The organism is Spartinivicinus poritis (assembly GCF_028858535.1).
GTDB lineage: Bacteria > Pseudomonadota > Gammaproteobacteria > Pseudomonadales > Zooshikellaceae > Spartinivicinus > Spartinivicinus poritis.
This window is the reverse complement of record NZ_JAPMOU010000026.1, coordinates 33,477-48,490: the sequence shown is the minus strand read 5'-3', so window position 1 is coordinate 48,490 and position 15,014 is coordinate 33,477. Positions and strand designations below refer to the sequence as shown.

Sequence of the window (15,014 nt, the reverse complement as noted above, 5' to 3'; positions counted from 1 at the left end):
TTACAAAAAAATGACTGATATTCAATAAAATCCTGTTTTATGGTTAGTGTAGACTGAAATACACAACTTAACGGCTTGCTTTACTTGGAAAAAGTTAAAAAGTGTTTGATAAGGATAATGCTCTGAAGAATGGGGTTAGCGGTAGTGGAAATATTACTTTCGCTTTTTAACCTACCTGATGTTTGTTGAGCAAGATGAACAAGAAAATTATAAAGTGATCAAATAGCTGACAGAGTTGTCATTTAAATGACGGTGAAATTAGCGGTAACAGCTTTACTCTTCGATAACCAGCGCACCCTTTGATGGGCGCGCATTGGTGCAGCCAGGCCTGCTAGTCTTTAGCAAAGGCACAAAGTGTATAAACAGGAATATCCGAATCCTGGAGTTTTTGACTGCCACCTAAATCAGGCAAGTCAATAATGGCCGCTGTTTCATAAATACTACCCCCTAACTGTCGGGTTAAGGTTGCTGCGGCAAGAAGAGTGCCTCCCGTTGCAATCAAGTCATCCACTAGCAGAATACTTGCACCACTTTCAAAAGCATCATGTTGTACTTCTAGCACTGCTTTTCCATATTCGATGTCATATTCTTCTGCAATGGTTTGTGTAGGTAGCTTGCCTTGTTTTCGAAATAGCACTAGAGGCTTATTCAGCTCATAGGAAATGACCGAGCCTAGTAAAAAACCACGAGCTTCCATTGCGCCAATATGGGTAAAATCGGCATCAACATAACGTTGAATGAAGCTATCAACCACCATTCGTTGTGCTTTTGGTGATTTATATAAGGGAGTAATATCACGAAACATGACACCAGGGCTGGGCCAGTCAGGAACACTACGGATTAATGACTTTACATAATATTCGTCAAATATCATTATAATTTTTCCAGATAATGGTTTATCGATGCTTTTTCCCAGCTAAGGGACATGCACGAAATCACTTGCTGGATTTTTGCTCCAAGCTCGTTTGGCAAGGCGCAAAAAAGAAGGCATAGTGGGCTTATGTCGAGTTTTTGCCCTAACCACCAATAAACTTATAGCGCCAAGCGGGATGGATTGGAGCCAAAACTGTCAGCTATTTCGTGCACGTTCCTAAGTTTGCTGGGTAGGAAGGTTAGCCTGTTAATGAATCATTGGCTTGATTAACAGGTTTGCCCCCAGCTAAAGAGCAAATAGTCATGGAATCCTTGATCAGAATTTCCTTACCATTGGCATCAATTAAGCCATTTTTTTGGAAGCGCGTGAAGACACGACTAACTGTTTCTACCGCAAGCCCCAAGTAATTGCCCATCTCATTGCGAGACATGGGGAGTCTGAAAGCTTGAGAGGAAAAGCCCCGGCGACGGAAGCGGGCAGCTAAGTTTAAGAGAAAGGTTGCAATCCGCTCATCGGCATTTTTCTTACTGAGTAGCAGCATCATTTGCTGATCTTCGCGAATTTCTTTACTCATGATTTGCATTAATTTACGACGTAGCTCAGGCAGAGTACTGGCCAGCTCATCCAGTTTTTCGAAGGGGATTTCACAGACCATAGTGGTTTCAACTGCTTGAGCTGATACTGGATAATGTTCATCATCAATACCACTTAACCCAACTAATTCACTTGGTAACTGGAAGCCAGTAATTTGTTCAACGCCATCATCAGTGGTGGTGTAGGTTTTTAAGGCGCCAGAGCGAACAGCATAGATAGAGCTGAACGTGTCACCCTGGAAAAACAAATGCTCACCTTTGCGTAGCGGCTTGCCTCGTTTAATAATGCTGTCTAGCGTATCAATATCTTCTATTTTTAAGGCAATAGGCAGGCAAAGGGTGCTTAATATACAGTCTTTGCAAGCGACTTGGTTGATAGGTTTTACTTTGGCAGTCATTGTTACGCTGAGGCCTCGAACGCATAAAGTTGTTAATTTAGGCTAACGGGTACATTCTGATTATTGTAGGGGGTGAACCCGGTTAGCAACAAGCGAAAATTTCTAGTATTAAATGACTTTAGAAAATAAATTTTCCGTTGACTGTTTGCTTGCCAGATATCGATCAAACACCATACAGATATTTCTGGCTAATAGCCTTCCATTGTTGGTGATAGTTAACTTGCTATCGGCTAAGGTAATGAGCCCATCTTCAAGCATTGGCATAAGTTGCATAATTTCTTCCCGGAAATAAACATGCCAATTTATTCCAAGAGGTTGGCAATACTCAGCTAAATCTACCTGAAAATGGCAGATTAGCTGTTGAATAATACTTCGTCTAAGTAAATCATCCTGGTTTAATCGAAAGCCACGTTTAATTGGTAACTGATTATTTTCGATTGACTGAATATAGTCATCAAGTGCAGTGTGATTTTGGCAGTAAACATCACCAATCTGACTAATTGAAGACACCCCAAGCCCAATTAAGTCGCAATGGCCATGGGTGGTATAGCCTTGAAAGTTACGATGTAACTCGCCTTTTGCTTGAGCAATAGCCAGTTTATCATCAGGCAAAGCAAAGTGATCCATACCAATATAGTGGTAGCCAGCTGCCTGTAGCCGGTCAATACTGTGCTGTAAAATACTGAGTTTTTCTGTAGCAGAAGGTAAGTCGTTGGGCTTAATTCGTCGTTGTGGCTTAAACCGATGGGGTAAGTGGGCGTAATTAAATATCGAGAGCCGGTCGGGTGAGAGAGCAATGACTTTATCAAGGGTTTCTAAAAAGCTGGTTGTAGTTTGAAAAGGTAATCCATAAATTAAATCCACATTAATGGATTTAAATAATAATGCTCTGGCTGCTTCAAAAATAGCCTCTGTTTCAGCCTCTGATTGAACTCGATTAACCGCTTTTTGCACAACCGGATTAAAATCCTGAATGCCTAAACTAATACGATTAAATCCCAAGGAGCGTAATAACCCCATGGTTGGCCAGTCAGCTTCTCGTGGGTCTATTTCAATCGAGTAATCCCCATCAATATCATCCACCAGTTGAAAGTGTTGCTCCAGCAGCTTAAACAACTGGGCGGTTTGCTCATGGGTCAAAAAGGTAGGGGTACCACCTCCCCAGTGCAGTTGCTCAACCACAGGCTTGCAGTCTAATTGCTGAGAGATAAGCTGGATTTCTTTTTCCAATACCGTCAGATAGGGCAGAGCTTTTTGCCGGTTTTTGGTAATAATTTTATTACAGCCGCAGTAATAACAAACACTGGCACAAAATGGGATGTGTACATACAGCGACAGTGGTGTTTGCTGATGTTTGAGTTTTGTTAAAGCCTGTTGATAGTGGTCAGGCTCAAATGATTCTGAAAACTCAACGGCAGTAGGGTATGAGGTATAACGTGGGCCTTGCTGATTATATCGTTCGATAAGCGAGGACTGCCACTTCAAAGGTCCTAACATAAACTTGGCCTGTCACTGTTGATACAGATTAACAGTGTAAAGCGGTGGTCTGGAAAAGAATTGACATGAGTCAATGGTCAATGATGATGGGCATGACTGTTATGGCTTGGCATTAACAGTGCCTGGTGAGGGCCTGGAATCGTCCATATGCCAAAGCCAATCATAAAAATCGCTGCCACTGTGCGAGTGAGGTGGTGGGCAATAAATTGCTTCAATACATCAGCGAAAAAACCAGTCGCTAATACAGTGGGGAGTGTACCTAAGCCAAACCCCAGCATTAATAAACCGCCCTCAAGTGTATTGCCACTGGCTGCAGACCAGGTGAGGGCGCTGTAAATAAGCCCACAGGGCAGCCAGCCCCATAAAATACCTAAACAAAAGCCCTGTTTACTATTGGTTGCGGGTAAAAAAGGTTTAGTTAACGGCTGAATATAACGCCACAGGTGTTGTCCTGCTTGTTCTAGCCAAGTCAGTGCTTTCCACCAGTTAGCGATATAACAGGCCATTAAAATCAGTAAAATGCCTGCTAACCAGCGGAGCCCTTGATTAGCAGCAGGTCCCAGTTGCTGAATAGACCAGCCTAAACTGCCGACTAACATGCCTGCTAGAGTATAGCTGGTAATACGGCCGGTATTATAGCTAAGTAGTACGGGCAGTTTTTTCTGTTTTGGTAGGTGAAGGCTGATTGCTGCCATGATTCCACCGCACATCCCCAAACAGTGGGCACCACCCAGTAAGCCTAATAAAAAAGCGCTGATTAGTTGGCTTAGTTCAATACTCATTACGGTTTATCAGTATCAGAGGCGTGTTGCTTATCAGTCGAAGCAGGCTGGTTTTCCGCTTGCTTTTGAGTAGTGGGGTTGGACTCATCATCAAATAAAATACTGTGAGCAGGGCTTTCTAAATCATCAAATTGGCCGCTATCTACTGCCCAGAAAAAAATCCAAACCCCAATAGCAACAAAAATCAGGGCAATGGGAATAAGTAGATAAATTGACTCCATAATCAGACACCTGTGGTATTTTGATGGGGTTGCTGACTATTCCATGTGGACTTAGCTGTCGTATCAGGCTGAGCCTGATTAGCTTGTTGGGCACTCAGCCTAAGCGCATTCAGTACCACAACCAGTGAGCTGCTGGTCATCCCAATGGCAGCTGCCCAAGGGGGAATCATACCTAATGCTGCTAAAGGTAGTGCTACCACATTATAAGTTAGCGACCAGATTAAATTACCCCGAATAATTTGCCGGGTTTTTTGTGCTTTAGTTAAGGCGGTCAGTAATGTGGCAAGTTTTCCATTAAGCAAAATTCCATCAGCATGGGTTTTAGCTAAGTCGGTGGCAGAACCCATAGCAACCGAAACATCCGCAGCGGCTAATACGGGAGCGTCGTTTACTCCATCTCCTACCATTAGCACTTTATCCCCTTGGTCTTGTAAGGCATTGATATAAGCCAGCTTATCTTCGGGAGAAGCGCCTTGCTTAAGGTTGTGGATAGTTAAAGCGTGGGCAGTATTGCTGGCCTGTGTTGAGCGGTCGCCTGTTAACAAAGAGAGTGTGAATCCTTGTTGTTGTAAAGCCGCTATCGTATCAGCCGCCTCTTCCCGCAAACTATCATTGACTTCAAACCAGGCAATGGGCTGCTGGTCATCAGCCAGCAGTAACCAGTGACCATGGTGGGATGGTGGGGAAATTATTTCAGCGGGCCAGGCATGGCTAGCAATACCAATTCGATAGTTTGTACCATCAATTGTGCCACTGATGCCTTGGCCTGGAGTGTTTGTAATATCGACTGCTTGGAGGGCAGAAGAAGCTGGGAAAGCTTTTGCTATCGGGTGCTCCGAGTGTATTTCTAACGCAGCAGCTAAGGCCATAGCTTGGTCAGTCTTGATTGCTGCTATGGGTATCACCTGGGTGAGACTAAACTGTCCAGTGGTGAGCGTACCAGTTTTATCAAACACAATATGGTTGATGGTAGTTAAGCCTTCTAATAAATGCCCTTTAGTGATGATAAAGCCTTGTTGTTGTAAAGCGTAAGTGGCTGCAGTCAGCGCTGTGGGGGTTGCCAGTGAAAGTGCACAAGGGCAGGTTACCACCAATACTGATAACGTAACCCATAGGGCATCTTCTGGTGCGAGCTGCCACCAACAGAAAAATACCAGAGAAGCGATTACTAATACGCTAGCCACAAAATAATGGGCAACTTTATTCGCCAATAATGCAATGGGGGGTTTATCCTGTTGGGCTTGGTTGAGTAGCTGTTCGATACAAGCCAGTTGGGTATCAGGACCTGTATGAGTGATTTGAACCTGAATGGGTTGATCCACATTAATACTGCCAGCAATAACCTGATCACCCACTTGACGTGGCTCAGGTAAAAACTCGCCAGTGAGGGTTGCTTCATTAATGGTGGTTTGCCCAGCTAAAATAGTCCCATCAGCTGGTATTGTGGCACCAGGCTTGACCAGGATGGTGTCAGCTGGTTTGAGAAGGGTTAAGGGGATAACAGCCTCTTTACCCTCGGTGATGAGAGTGACCTGATCAGGCAATAATTGGTTTAATCGGTAGCCACTAAGGTGGGCGCGTTGTCGGGTATTAAATTCGACAAACCGGCCCAATAGCAGGAAGAAGGTAAACATACAGACAGAGTCAAAGTAGACTTCTCCACTATTGGTCAACATTGCCCAGCTACTGGCCGAATAAGCGCCACCAATAGCCAGGGCAATGGGGACATCCATACTCAGTTGGCGAGTGCGAATATCTCGCCAGGCGGTTTGGAAAAATGGCTTGGCTGCATAAAACACTACGGGTGTAGTAACGATGAAGCTAACCCAGCGCAAAAACCATTGATGTTGCTCTGCAATGCCTTGTAATGTACCCGCGTATAACGCCACCGCATACATCATTACCTGCATGGCGCCAATCCCAGCTACCGCTAACTGACGTACCATTTTTCGGCGGCGTTTGGCCATCAGGCTTTGTTGTTGATTAGGGTGGAAGGGGAGCGGTGGGTAGCCAATCTGCTGCAGAGCTGCCATTAATTGACTTAATGGCATGGCTTTAGCGTCCCAGCTAAGCTGGAGTTGATGTTGGGTAAAGTTGACAGTTGCTTGCTTAACCGCAGGGAATTGCTGTAAGTGCTGTTCAATAAGCCAAATACAAGCTGCACAGTGAATATTTTCTAACAGTAATAATGCTGTTCTATCCCCATTTGGCAGGGTTTTAACAAAGGTATCCTGCAAGGCGGGCTCATCATACACTTGAAACTGTTGAGCGTTAGCCTCGGCTTTAGTGGCTTTGTTGGTGCGATACTGGTAGTACTGGCTCAGGCCGCCTTGGTCAATCGCTTCCGCTACAGTTTGACAGGCAGGGCAGCACATTGGTTGTTGCTCACCAGCAATAGTGGCAAAAAATGTGGTTGAGCCTGCAGTAATGGGGGTGCCACAATGAAAACAATCAGTAAGTTGGGCCACAGCGAAATACCAACCCCTTAATTGGTTTCGGTTGTGGCAGTTGCAGTAGTACTGCCTAGACTGATAGTTTCCTGCTCATTGCTAAGATACCAGGCAGAAATCAGCCGCCAATCATTATCTGTGTACTTATCTCGCTCAGTAGGAATGGTTTCCAGTTGAATGTAGCGCTTCCCTTTTACCTGCTGTTTGAGTTGCCCGACATAATGGCCTTTAGCAATATGTCGCATCAGCAGGGATTGATCATCGTCTGGAATGGTAGGTGATACCAGGCTTAAACTCAGCTTGGCAGGGAATTGGGCTAATTCACCTGTGAGTTTGACATTGATGTCACCTGTTAGGTTATCAACCTTAATAGTGGCAGCTAGCTGTAAATCTTTGGCTTTATAATCTCGGGATAAGTCATTACGGATGGCTAGGCCATCTTTGTAATAATTATCCCGCACTAAGGTATCCGCACCCTTGATTGAAACTGTCAGCATCGCAATACCTAAGGCAATTGCAAGCAAAGGAATGGCCATGACAAACCAAAACCAAAACTCTTTATACCAAGGGTTTGCTGTTTGCTTTACGGTTTGCTCTGAGGTCTGCATAGTCATTACTTCAATCTAACTGGGTCAGTTGGGGCGATAAAGCGGCTTTCTTGAGAGGCGGCTAAATGTTCGCCATCTTGCGAAACTACTTTAAAGTGAAAAGTCATATTCCGGCTGGTAATTTTATCAGGGCTTAACTCCAATCGTACAGGAACCATTTTTACTTCACCTGTTGGTACAACAACTTCCGTTTCTTCCGTGAGCTTCATTCCTGGCACACCACTGACAGTGACTTTAAACGGGTGGTCATGCTGGTCCATATTACCAATCTTCAGCATATAAACATTTTCAATAGTGCCGCGGCTGGTTTCATTGTAAAGGGTGTTGCGGTCGCGGGAAATTTCCAGTGTGACAGGTACACGACTTAGTAAGGTATAGCTGAAAAAGCCGCTGACAATTAATAGCGCTGATAAATAACCTAATAAGCTGGGTCGGAGGATTTTGGTTGCTTTTCCTGCCAGGCTGTTTTCTGTGGTGTAACGAATTAGCCCTTTAGGATAATCCATTTTTTCCATAATATTGTCACAGGCATCAATACAGGCAGCACATCCTATGCACTCATACTGCAAACCATCACGAATATCGATGCCAGTTGGGCAAACCTGAACACACATTTGGCAGTCAATACAATCACCTAACCCTTTGGCTTTATAGTCGCTGCCTCGTTTTCTTGGGCCACGGCTTTCACCACGGTGAGGGTCATAAGAGACAATTAAGGTGTTTTCATCAAACATGACACTTTGAAAGCGAGCATAAGGGCACATGTAGATACACACCTGCTCACGTAGCCAGCCTGCATTGCCATAAGTAGCTAAGGTAAAAAAAGCTACCCAAAAATAGGCCCAAGGGTTTGCAGAACCAGTAGCTAGATCCATCACCAACTCATTAATAGGGGTAAAATAACCCACAAAAGTGATACCAGTAGCTAAGGAAACGGCTAACCAGATAGTGTGTTTGAGAAGCTTACGCCGAAATTTATTAAAACCCATTTCGGTTTTGTCTAGCTTCATCCGCTTGTTGCGGTCACCTTCAGTGATTTTTTCAGCCCACATAAATACCCAGGTAAATACACTCTGTGGACAGGTATATCCACACCAGATGCGACCTGCTAGCACTGTGATGAAAAATAAACCAAAGGCACAAATAATTAATAAGGACGACAGAAGTATCATATCTTGGGGCCAGAAGGTGACACCGAAGATATGAAATTTGCGAGCAGGTAGATCAAATAAAATGGCTTGTCGATCTCCCCAGGGTAGCCATACGCTACCAAAGTAGAGGATAAATAAAAAAGCGCCACCAATTATGCGGAAGTTGCGGTATATGCCCTTAAATGCACGGGTATAAATTTTGTCGCGTTTTTGGTAGAGGTCAATAACTTCGATTAATTCGGGGTTGTCCGGTTTGACTTCTTTTTCAGGAGAGGTGCTCATCAGGTGTTACCGGTAACTAATTAGAGGTTGTAGCAAAGCAAACCACACTGCATTCATAAACGTTTGCGACATCCTCATTAATTATAGAGAGACTGTAGTAATGGCAGAAAACAGCTAAACAATATCAGTTAGAATTAATTATTAGAATAGAGTAAATGACCAGCATTATGACTGGTCATTAAAAGGGCTTGTTATTTTTGTGATAGGCTATAAATATAGGCCGATACCACATGGACCTTGTCAGGACCAAGGATTTTTTCCCAAGCAGGCATTACACCGTTCCGGCCATTTCGTAAAGTATACTCTATTTGAATCTGACGTGAGCCATACAGCCAAATATCATCAGTTAAGTTAGGTGCACCCACTTCAACTTTGCCTTTGCCATCATTACCATGGCAAACGGCACACTGAGCCTGAAAGACTTTGTCACCCTGGGCAAGCTCTTCAGCATTGGCCGATACTTCCAAACCTGCTAGGTTACGTACATAACTAGCAGTATGCCTGATCTGGTCTGGTGTTAGTAATGCTCCCCAAGCAGGCATTTGGCCGTTTTTCCCAGCTAAAATAGTGGTTTTGATTTGCTCAGGTTTCCCACCATGAATCCAATCATTATCGGTCAGGTTAGGATACCCATAAGCCCCTTTGGCATCTGAACCATGGCAAATCGCACAGTTGCTGGCAAAAATCCGTTGTCCCGTGGCCACCGCTTTAGGAATTTTCGCTACTTCTTCAATAGGCAGCTTGGCATAACCTTCAAATAGTTTACCAAATTGGGCATCAGCTTTTGCTACTTCATGTTTTAGCTGACCACGCGCTGTCCAGCCATAGTCACCTGTTTCAAGACGATCTGATCTAAACTCAAAGCCATCTTCTTTAGAGTAGGTCACTAGCCCCCATGCACCTTTCCATAACCCTGGATAAAGGATTAAATACAGGGCAGAAAATACGATGGTGGCAATAAATAGATTAAACCACCAGCTAGGTAAAGGGTTGTCGTATTCTTCGATACCATCGTAAGCATGGCCGGTGGTTTCTTCCGTTAAACTGGAACGATGTTTACGGCGGGTAGCAAATAATACGAACATAATTAACCCTAAGCAGGTTAATGTCAGTACAGCTATCCAGCCTTCCCAAAAGTCACTCAAATACTGGTTAATCTCGATCACGGTTTATCTCCTGAGTGTTGCCTTGTTTTTTTTCAGGCTCATCAGCAAAGGGTAAGTTTGCAGCTTCATCAAAATCTTTTTTACGGCGGTAGCTATAGGCCCACAGACAAATGCCAACAAAGGCTACCATCGCAAATATTGTGGCTAAGCCACGAAAAGTGTTGATATCCATAATTAATTAACATCAACTGGTTTGGGCTTTATGCCTGTGACACCTTTAGGTATCGCAGTGCCTAACCCTTGTAAATAAGCAACTAATGCGTCCATTTCGGTTTTACCCTTCACTTCATCTTTCGCATTAGCAATATCTTCATCGGTGTATGGCACGCCCACCTTTCTTAACGCCCGCATTTTGTCTGCGGTATGCTCGCCAGTGAGTACATTGTCATATAACCAAGGGTAAGCAGGCATTACAGACTCAGGTACTACCTCTCGTGGGTCATTTAAGTGCTGACGGTGCCAGTCATCAGAGTAACGGCCACCCACACGTGCTAAGTCAGGTCCTGTTCGTTTAGAGCCCCATAGGAATGGGTGGTCATAAACGCTTTCAGCTGCTAGTGAGTAGTGTCCATAACGCTCAGTTTCTGCACGGAATGGACGAATCATTTGCGAGTGACAGCCCACACAGCCTTCACGAATATAAATATCACGCCCCTCTAAGCGCAAAGCACTATAAGGCTTAATTTCAACTGATTGAATATTGCCTTTGCTATCGGTATAGCTGATCAAGTTAGTATTTAGTTCTTTGGAAAAGAACAGGGGAACAATTTCAACCAGTCCACCAAAGCTAATCGCTACCACTGTTAGGATCAGCATCAGGCCTAGGTTTTTTTCTACAATCTCATGGCTTTTCATTCGTTTGCTGCTCCTCTACATTAAGCCAGTTGTGCTTCAGCTTTTGCTTTTGCAGGACTCTCATCAGCAATGGTTTTCCAGGTGTTATAAGCCATTAAGAACATACCTGCGAGGAAGAACGCACCACCAATTGCCCGAACAATATAGCCAATTTCGCTGTTTTCTACTGACTCAACAAAGCTGAAAGCAAGGGTTCCATCAGTTTGGTTAGCCGCACGCCACATTAGCCCTTGAGAAATACCATTAACCCACATGGAAGCGATATATAGCACTGTACCAATCGTGGCTAGCCAGAAGTGACCATGGATCAGCTCAACACTGTACATTTGAGCTTTGCCCCAAAGCTTTGGAATCAAGTGGTAAACAGCACCAATAGAAATCATGGCAACCCAGCCTAATGCACCTGCGTGAACGTGGCCGATGGTCCAGTCAGTGTAATGGGACAGGGCATTAACGGTTTTGATTGACATCATGGGGCCTTCAAACGTGGACATCCCATAGAAAGATAAAGACACCACTAGGAAGCGCAGCACTGGATCAGTACGTAGCTTGTCCCAAGCACCAGATAAGGTCATCATGCCGTTGATCATTCCCCCCCAGGAAGGTGCTAACAGGATTAATGACATAACCATACCCAGGCTTTGAGCCCAGTCAGGCAGTGCGGTGTAATGTAAGTGGTGAGGACCAGCCCAAATATATAGCGAAATCAATGCCCAGAAATGCACGACAGATAAGCGGTAAGAATAAACTGGGCGTCCAGCCTGTTTAGGTACGAAGTAATACATCATACCCAGGAAGCCAGCCGTTAAGAAAAAGCCGACTGCATTGTGGCCATACCACCACTGAATCATCGCATCTTGAGCACCTGAATAGGCAGAATAAGATTTAAACAAGTTGACGGGCACTTCCATACTGTTGACCACATGAAGTACTGCAACAGTCAGAATGAAGCCACCATAAAACCAGTTGGCGACATAAATATGTTTCGCCTTCCGCTTCATAATGGTGCCAAAAAAGACAATAGCGTAGGTTACCCAAACGACAGTAATGGCAATATCAATTGGCCATTCCAGTTCGGCATACTCTTTAGATGTTGTATAACCTAACGGTAATGTAATAGCGGCGGCTACGATAATGGCTTGCCAACCCCAAAAGGTAAAAGCGGCTAGACCATCAGAAATTAACCGGGTTTGACAGGTTCTTTGCACCACATAATATGAGGTTGCAAATAAGGCGCAGCCACCAAAAGCAAAAATGACGGCATTGGTATGTAATGGGCGCAATCGACCAAAACTAAACCAAGGAGTGTTAAAGTTTAATTCAGGGAAGACGAGTTGGGCGGCAATTAATACGCCAACGCCCATCCCGACGATGCCCCAAACCACCGTCATGATGGTAAACTGGCGTACCACCTTATAGTTATACTCTGAGTTGTTCGTTGCTGAGCTCATTTTACAGGTTCCATCACTAAACGCGGAGTAGGGGTGGAAATACCACTGAGGCGGTGGGATGTATGGTGTCGTCTACTTGCTGTAAAGCAAGCAAACCCAAATAATCGTGTTGGCCATAACAAGCTGGTCAGACAACCCATACAACACCGACCTAATACCAGGCTAATACTGTGTATATAGTTTAGTGGCTGATTATTAAATGTGCTGCTTATGTCGAACATAGGCAGCGTGCCGCGAGGATACGTGCATGCCATATTAGCTGTCAACATGCAATGCCCTTAGTTAGGGTTTTAATTAGTGGATTCAGTGAGTAAATTTGACTTAAATCAAGACAACTTTTGTCGGGTAAAACATTGAGTTGCCTTATTAGTAAGTCTTATTGGAAGTAAAGCAAATGAAACAAAAATTTGCCTGTGGTGAAGCGATATTTAATTCAGCTGATTCACCTATTGCTTTGTGTTTATTAGCGCATGGTGCAGGAGCAGGGATGCAGAGTGAGTTTTTGCAGACATTAGCAGCAGAACTACAAACACATGCCATATTTGTTGTGCGGTTTGAGTTTCCCTATATGCAAAAAACAACAGTTGATGGCAAACGTCGGCCACCAGACCGAGCGGATCGACTGGTTGCTCATTGGCAAACCGTGGTAACTGAAATAACTCAGCATTCAGAATTACAGCAATTACCGTGCTTTTTGGCAGGCAAGTCAATGGGCGGTCGAATGGCGGTGATGGCGGTGAATCTGATTGATCAAGCAGTGGCTGCGATTGGGTTGGGTTACCCCTTTTATGGGCGAGGTAAAAATCAGCAGCCTCGCATCGAGCCGTTACAGGGTTTAGAAAAGCCTGCTTTGATTATTCAAGGTAACCGAGATCCAATGGGTAATGCCCAGCAAGTGGCGAAGCTACCTTGTTTTAGCAAGGTTCAGTTGGAATGGTTGGATGATGGCGACCATGATTTTAAACCCCGTAAAGCGTCAGGTTTTACCCAGGCGCAGCATATTGCTACTGCAGCAAACCTAACCAGTTGTTTTATTCGACAACAATTAGAAACTGAAAATAAGCTTAGGAACACTTGAAAAATAACGTGAAAATTTTTGAGTGTTTCTTCGTGCTTAATATGGAGTAACGGGCGTGGGTGGTAAAGCGAAAGCCACTTGCGTAATACGCCATAATCAGTACACTCGGCAGCTTTTTTCTAACCTTAATTAATGAACTGGTCAACCATGCTTAATCAATTGTTATTGTATTGTCGCTCTGGCTTTGAAAATGAATGTGCTGCAGAAGCCATGGCCAAAGCAGAAGCGGTTGGGTTGGCTGGATATGTAAAAGCTAAGCCGCGTCAGGGCTGGGTGCTGTTGAATTTATATCAGCAGGATGGTGCATTATCGCTGCAGCAGCAGCCTTTTAAACAGTGGATTTTTGCCAGGCAATGGGTGGCTTGTTTGCCATTACTTAATCAATTACCAGTGACTGATCGGGTTACTCCAATTGTTGATGCCGTTAAGCAGTTGCCCCTGTGTGGTTCTATTCAAATCGAAACTCCTGATACCAATGAGGGCAAGTCAGTGCAGTCACTGACACGGAAAATTTCTGCACCATTAATGAAAGCGCTGAAAAAAACCGGATGTCTGACTAATAAGGACAACAGTCAAAAACCGACATTACATGTCTTCTTTATCTCTGGTACTAGTGTGCTGATTGGTATTTCACCAGCAAACAATCACAGTCCCTGGTCCATGGGGATACCGCGTTTGAAGTTACCTAAACAGGCACCTAGTCGAGCAACTCTCAAGCTAGAGGAAGCCTGGCACACCTTTATACCTAAAGCGAAATGGGATCAGCAATTAGCTGCTGAAATGACTGCGGTTGACTTAGGGGCAGCACCTGGTGGCTGGACTTGGCAGCTAGTCCAGCGCGGGATGCGTGTGTATGCCATTGATAATGGCCCTATGGCGGAAGACATTATGGCAACCGGGCTGGTTGAACATGTTCGGGCAGATGGTTTTACTTACCAACCCAAACAAGCTGTTGATTGGCTAGTCTGTGATATTGTGGATAAGCCTGCTCGGGTCACGGCCATGGTAGCTCACTGGTTAGTCAATGGTTGGTGTAAGGCCACCGTTTTTAATTTGAAACTACCCATGAAGCAACGTTGGCAGGCAGTGGTTAACGCAAAAACGGTGCTTGAAGAGGCATTGCATCAGTCAAACTTAAAAAGGTATCAGATTCTAATACGGCAGCTGTATCATGATCGGGAAGAAGTGACTGTTTATATCGGTCCTTAATAGAGAGGGTTATGGAGAGCTGCATTAGTCACTCAGGATAACCACTTTTTCTTCATGTAATAACATGGGTTGAATATTGGCAACCAAGGACTGACGAGTTTCCGAGTGTTGCCAATTTTGCCAAGATTGTACATTGTCCCACTGTGTAATGATAAAACGATGGTTGGGCTGGTGCAGGTTTTTTAAAGCTTCACAGCCTACAAAACCAGGTGCCTGAACCACTTCTTGAAAGGTTTGCTTCACGAAGGTTTCGTAATGACCAACTAAGTCGCTGTCTACCACCCGTTCAATAATGACTTTAATCATGGGTTATTATCTTTGCTGTTTTTTTAGACTATCACAAAACCTCTGTGCTCATGCCTGTTGCAATAGCCTACTTTTGTCGTGTGGATAAATGAT

The 15,014-nt window shown here is 44.4% G+C and carries 15 protein-coding genes; 2 read left to right on the top strand and 13 right to left on the bottom strand.

Going from position 1 to position 15,014, the window contains the following annotated elements; all coding sequences use genetic code 11:
* Positions 1 to 331: 331 nt before the first annotated feature.
* The 12 genes from ORQ98_RS18395 to ccoN all read right to left on the bottom strand — a co-directional run bounded on the left by ORQ98_RS18395 (position 332) and on the right by ccoN (position 12,328).
* Positions 332 to 874: an adenine phosphoribosyltransferase gene (locus ORQ98_RS18395; RefSeq protein ID WP_274690273.1), complete on the bottom strand. Its 543-nt coding sequence runs from the start codon at positions 872 to 874 to the stop codon at positions 332 to 334.
* Positions 875 to 1,112: 238 nt separating this feature from the next.
* Positions 1,113 to 1,865, bottom strand: a complete 753-nt coding sequence (gene fnr, locus ORQ98_RS18390; protein WP_274690272.1) for a fumarate/nitrate reduction transcriptional regulator Fnr — start codon at positions 1,863 to 1,865, stop codon at positions 1,113 to 1,115.
* A gap of 108 nt (positions 1,866 to 1,973) precedes the next feature.
* Positions 1,974 to 3,362: an oxygen-independent coproporphyrinogen III oxidase gene (hemN, locus tag ORQ98_RS18385; RefSeq protein WP_274690271.1), complete on the bottom strand. Its 1,389-nt coding sequence runs from the start codon at positions 3,360 to 3,362 to the stop codon at positions 1,974 to 1,976.
* A 77-nt stretch (positions 3,363 to 3,439) separates the two neighbouring features.
* Positions 3,440 to 4,144 carry a sulfite exporter TauE/SafE family protein gene (locus ORQ98_RS18380; RefSeq protein WP_274690270.1) on the bottom strand — a complete coding sequence of 235 codons (705 nt, stop codon included), beginning with the start codon at positions 4,142 to 4,144 and terminating at the stop codon, positions 3,440 to 3,442.
* Positions 4,144 to 4,365 carry a cbb3-type cytochrome oxidase assembly protein CcoS gene (gene ccoS / locus ORQ98_RS18375; RefSeq protein WP_274690269.1) on the bottom strand — a complete coding sequence of 74 codons (222 nt, stop codon included), beginning with the start codon at positions 4,363 to 4,365 and terminating at the stop codon, positions 4,144 to 4,146. Before ccoS ends, ORQ98_RS18380 begins: the two co-directional genes overlap by 1 nt.
* A 2-nt stretch (positions 4,366 to 4,367) precedes the next feature.
* Positions 4,368 to 6,833 carry a heavy metal translocating P-type ATPase gene (locus ORQ98_RS18370; protein WP_274690268.1) on the bottom strand — a complete coding sequence of 822 codons (2,466 nt, stop codon included), beginning with the start codon at positions 6,831 to 6,833 and terminating at the stop codon, positions 4,368 to 4,370.
* A 17-nt stretch (positions 6,834 to 6,850) separates the two neighbouring features.
* On the bottom strand, positions 6,851 to 7,423 hold the full coding sequence (locus tag ORQ98_RS18365) for a FixH family protein (protein ID WP_274690267.1): 573 nt from the start codon (positions 7,421 to 7,423) through the stop codon (positions 6,851 to 6,853).
* A gap of 5 nt (positions 7,424 to 7,428) precedes the next feature.
* A complete protein-coding gene (gene ccoG / locus ORQ98_RS18360) occupies positions 7,429 to 8,856 on the bottom strand; it encodes a cytochrome c oxidase accessory protein CcoG (RefSeq protein WP_274690266.1) in 1,428 nt (475 codons plus the stop codon).
* 191 nt (positions 8,857 to 9,047) lie between these two features.
* On the bottom strand, positions 9,048 to 10,022 hold the full coding sequence (ccoP, locus tag ORQ98_RS18355) for a cytochrome-c oxidase, cbb3-type subunit III (RefSeq protein WP_342455214.1): 975 nt from the start codon (positions 10,020 to 10,022) through the stop codon (positions 9,048 to 9,050).
* On the bottom strand, positions 10,009 to 10,194 hold the full coding sequence (locus ORQ98_RS18350) for a cbb3-type cytochrome oxidase subunit 3 (protein WP_274690265.1): 186 nt from the start codon (positions 10,192 to 10,194) through the stop codon (positions 10,009 to 10,011). Before ORQ98_RS18350 ends, ccoP begins: the two co-directional genes overlap by 14 nt.
* Positions 10,195 to 10,196: 2 nt before the next feature.
* The gene (gene ccoO, locus ORQ98_RS18345) at positions 10,197 to 10,877 is read right to left on the bottom strand and encodes a cytochrome-c oxidase, cbb3-type subunit II (protein WP_274690264.1); all 681 of its coding nucleotides are present in this window, start codon (positions 10,875 to 10,877) and stop codon (positions 10,197 to 10,199) included.
* Positions 10,878 to 10,897: 20 nt separating this feature from the next.
* The gene (ccoN, locus tag ORQ98_RS18340) at positions 10,898 to 12,328 is read right to left on the bottom strand and encodes a cytochrome-c oxidase, cbb3-type subunit I (RefSeq protein ID WP_274690263.1); all 1,431 of its coding nucleotides are present in this window, start codon (positions 12,326 to 12,328) and stop codon (positions 10,898 to 10,900) included.
* 394 nt (positions 12,329 to 12,722) lie between these two features.
* On the opposite strand from ccoN, the gene ORQ98_RS18335 reads away from it, so the two are divergent.
* Together ORQ98_RS18335 and rlmM are read left to right on the top strand one after the other, a co-directional pair.
* Positions 12,723 to 13,406, top strand: a complete 684-nt coding sequence (locus tag ORQ98_RS18335) for an alpha/beta family hydrolase (RefSeq protein WP_274690262.1) — start codon at positions 12,723 to 12,725, stop codon at positions 13,404 to 13,406.
* Between the two features lie 132 nt (positions 13,407 to 13,538).
* Positions 13,539 to 14,615 (top strand): 23S rRNA (cytidine(2498)-2'-O)-methyltransferase RlmM, encoded by a 1,077-nt coding sequence (gene rlmM, locus ORQ98_RS18330; protein ID WP_274690261.1) that lies wholly within the window; start codon positions 13,539 to 13,541, stop codon positions 14,613 to 14,615.
* A gap of 24 nt (positions 14,616 to 14,639) precedes the next feature.
* Here the strand turns inward: rlmM and ORQ98_RS18325 are convergent, their stop codons facing one another.
* Positions 14,640 to 14,921, bottom strand: coding sequence for an antibiotic biosynthesis monooxygenase family protein (locus ORQ98_RS18325; protein ID WP_274690260.1), 282 nt, complete (start codon positions 14,919 to 14,921; stop codon positions 14,640 to 14,642).
* Positions 14,922 to 15,014 lie beyond the last annotated feature (93 nt).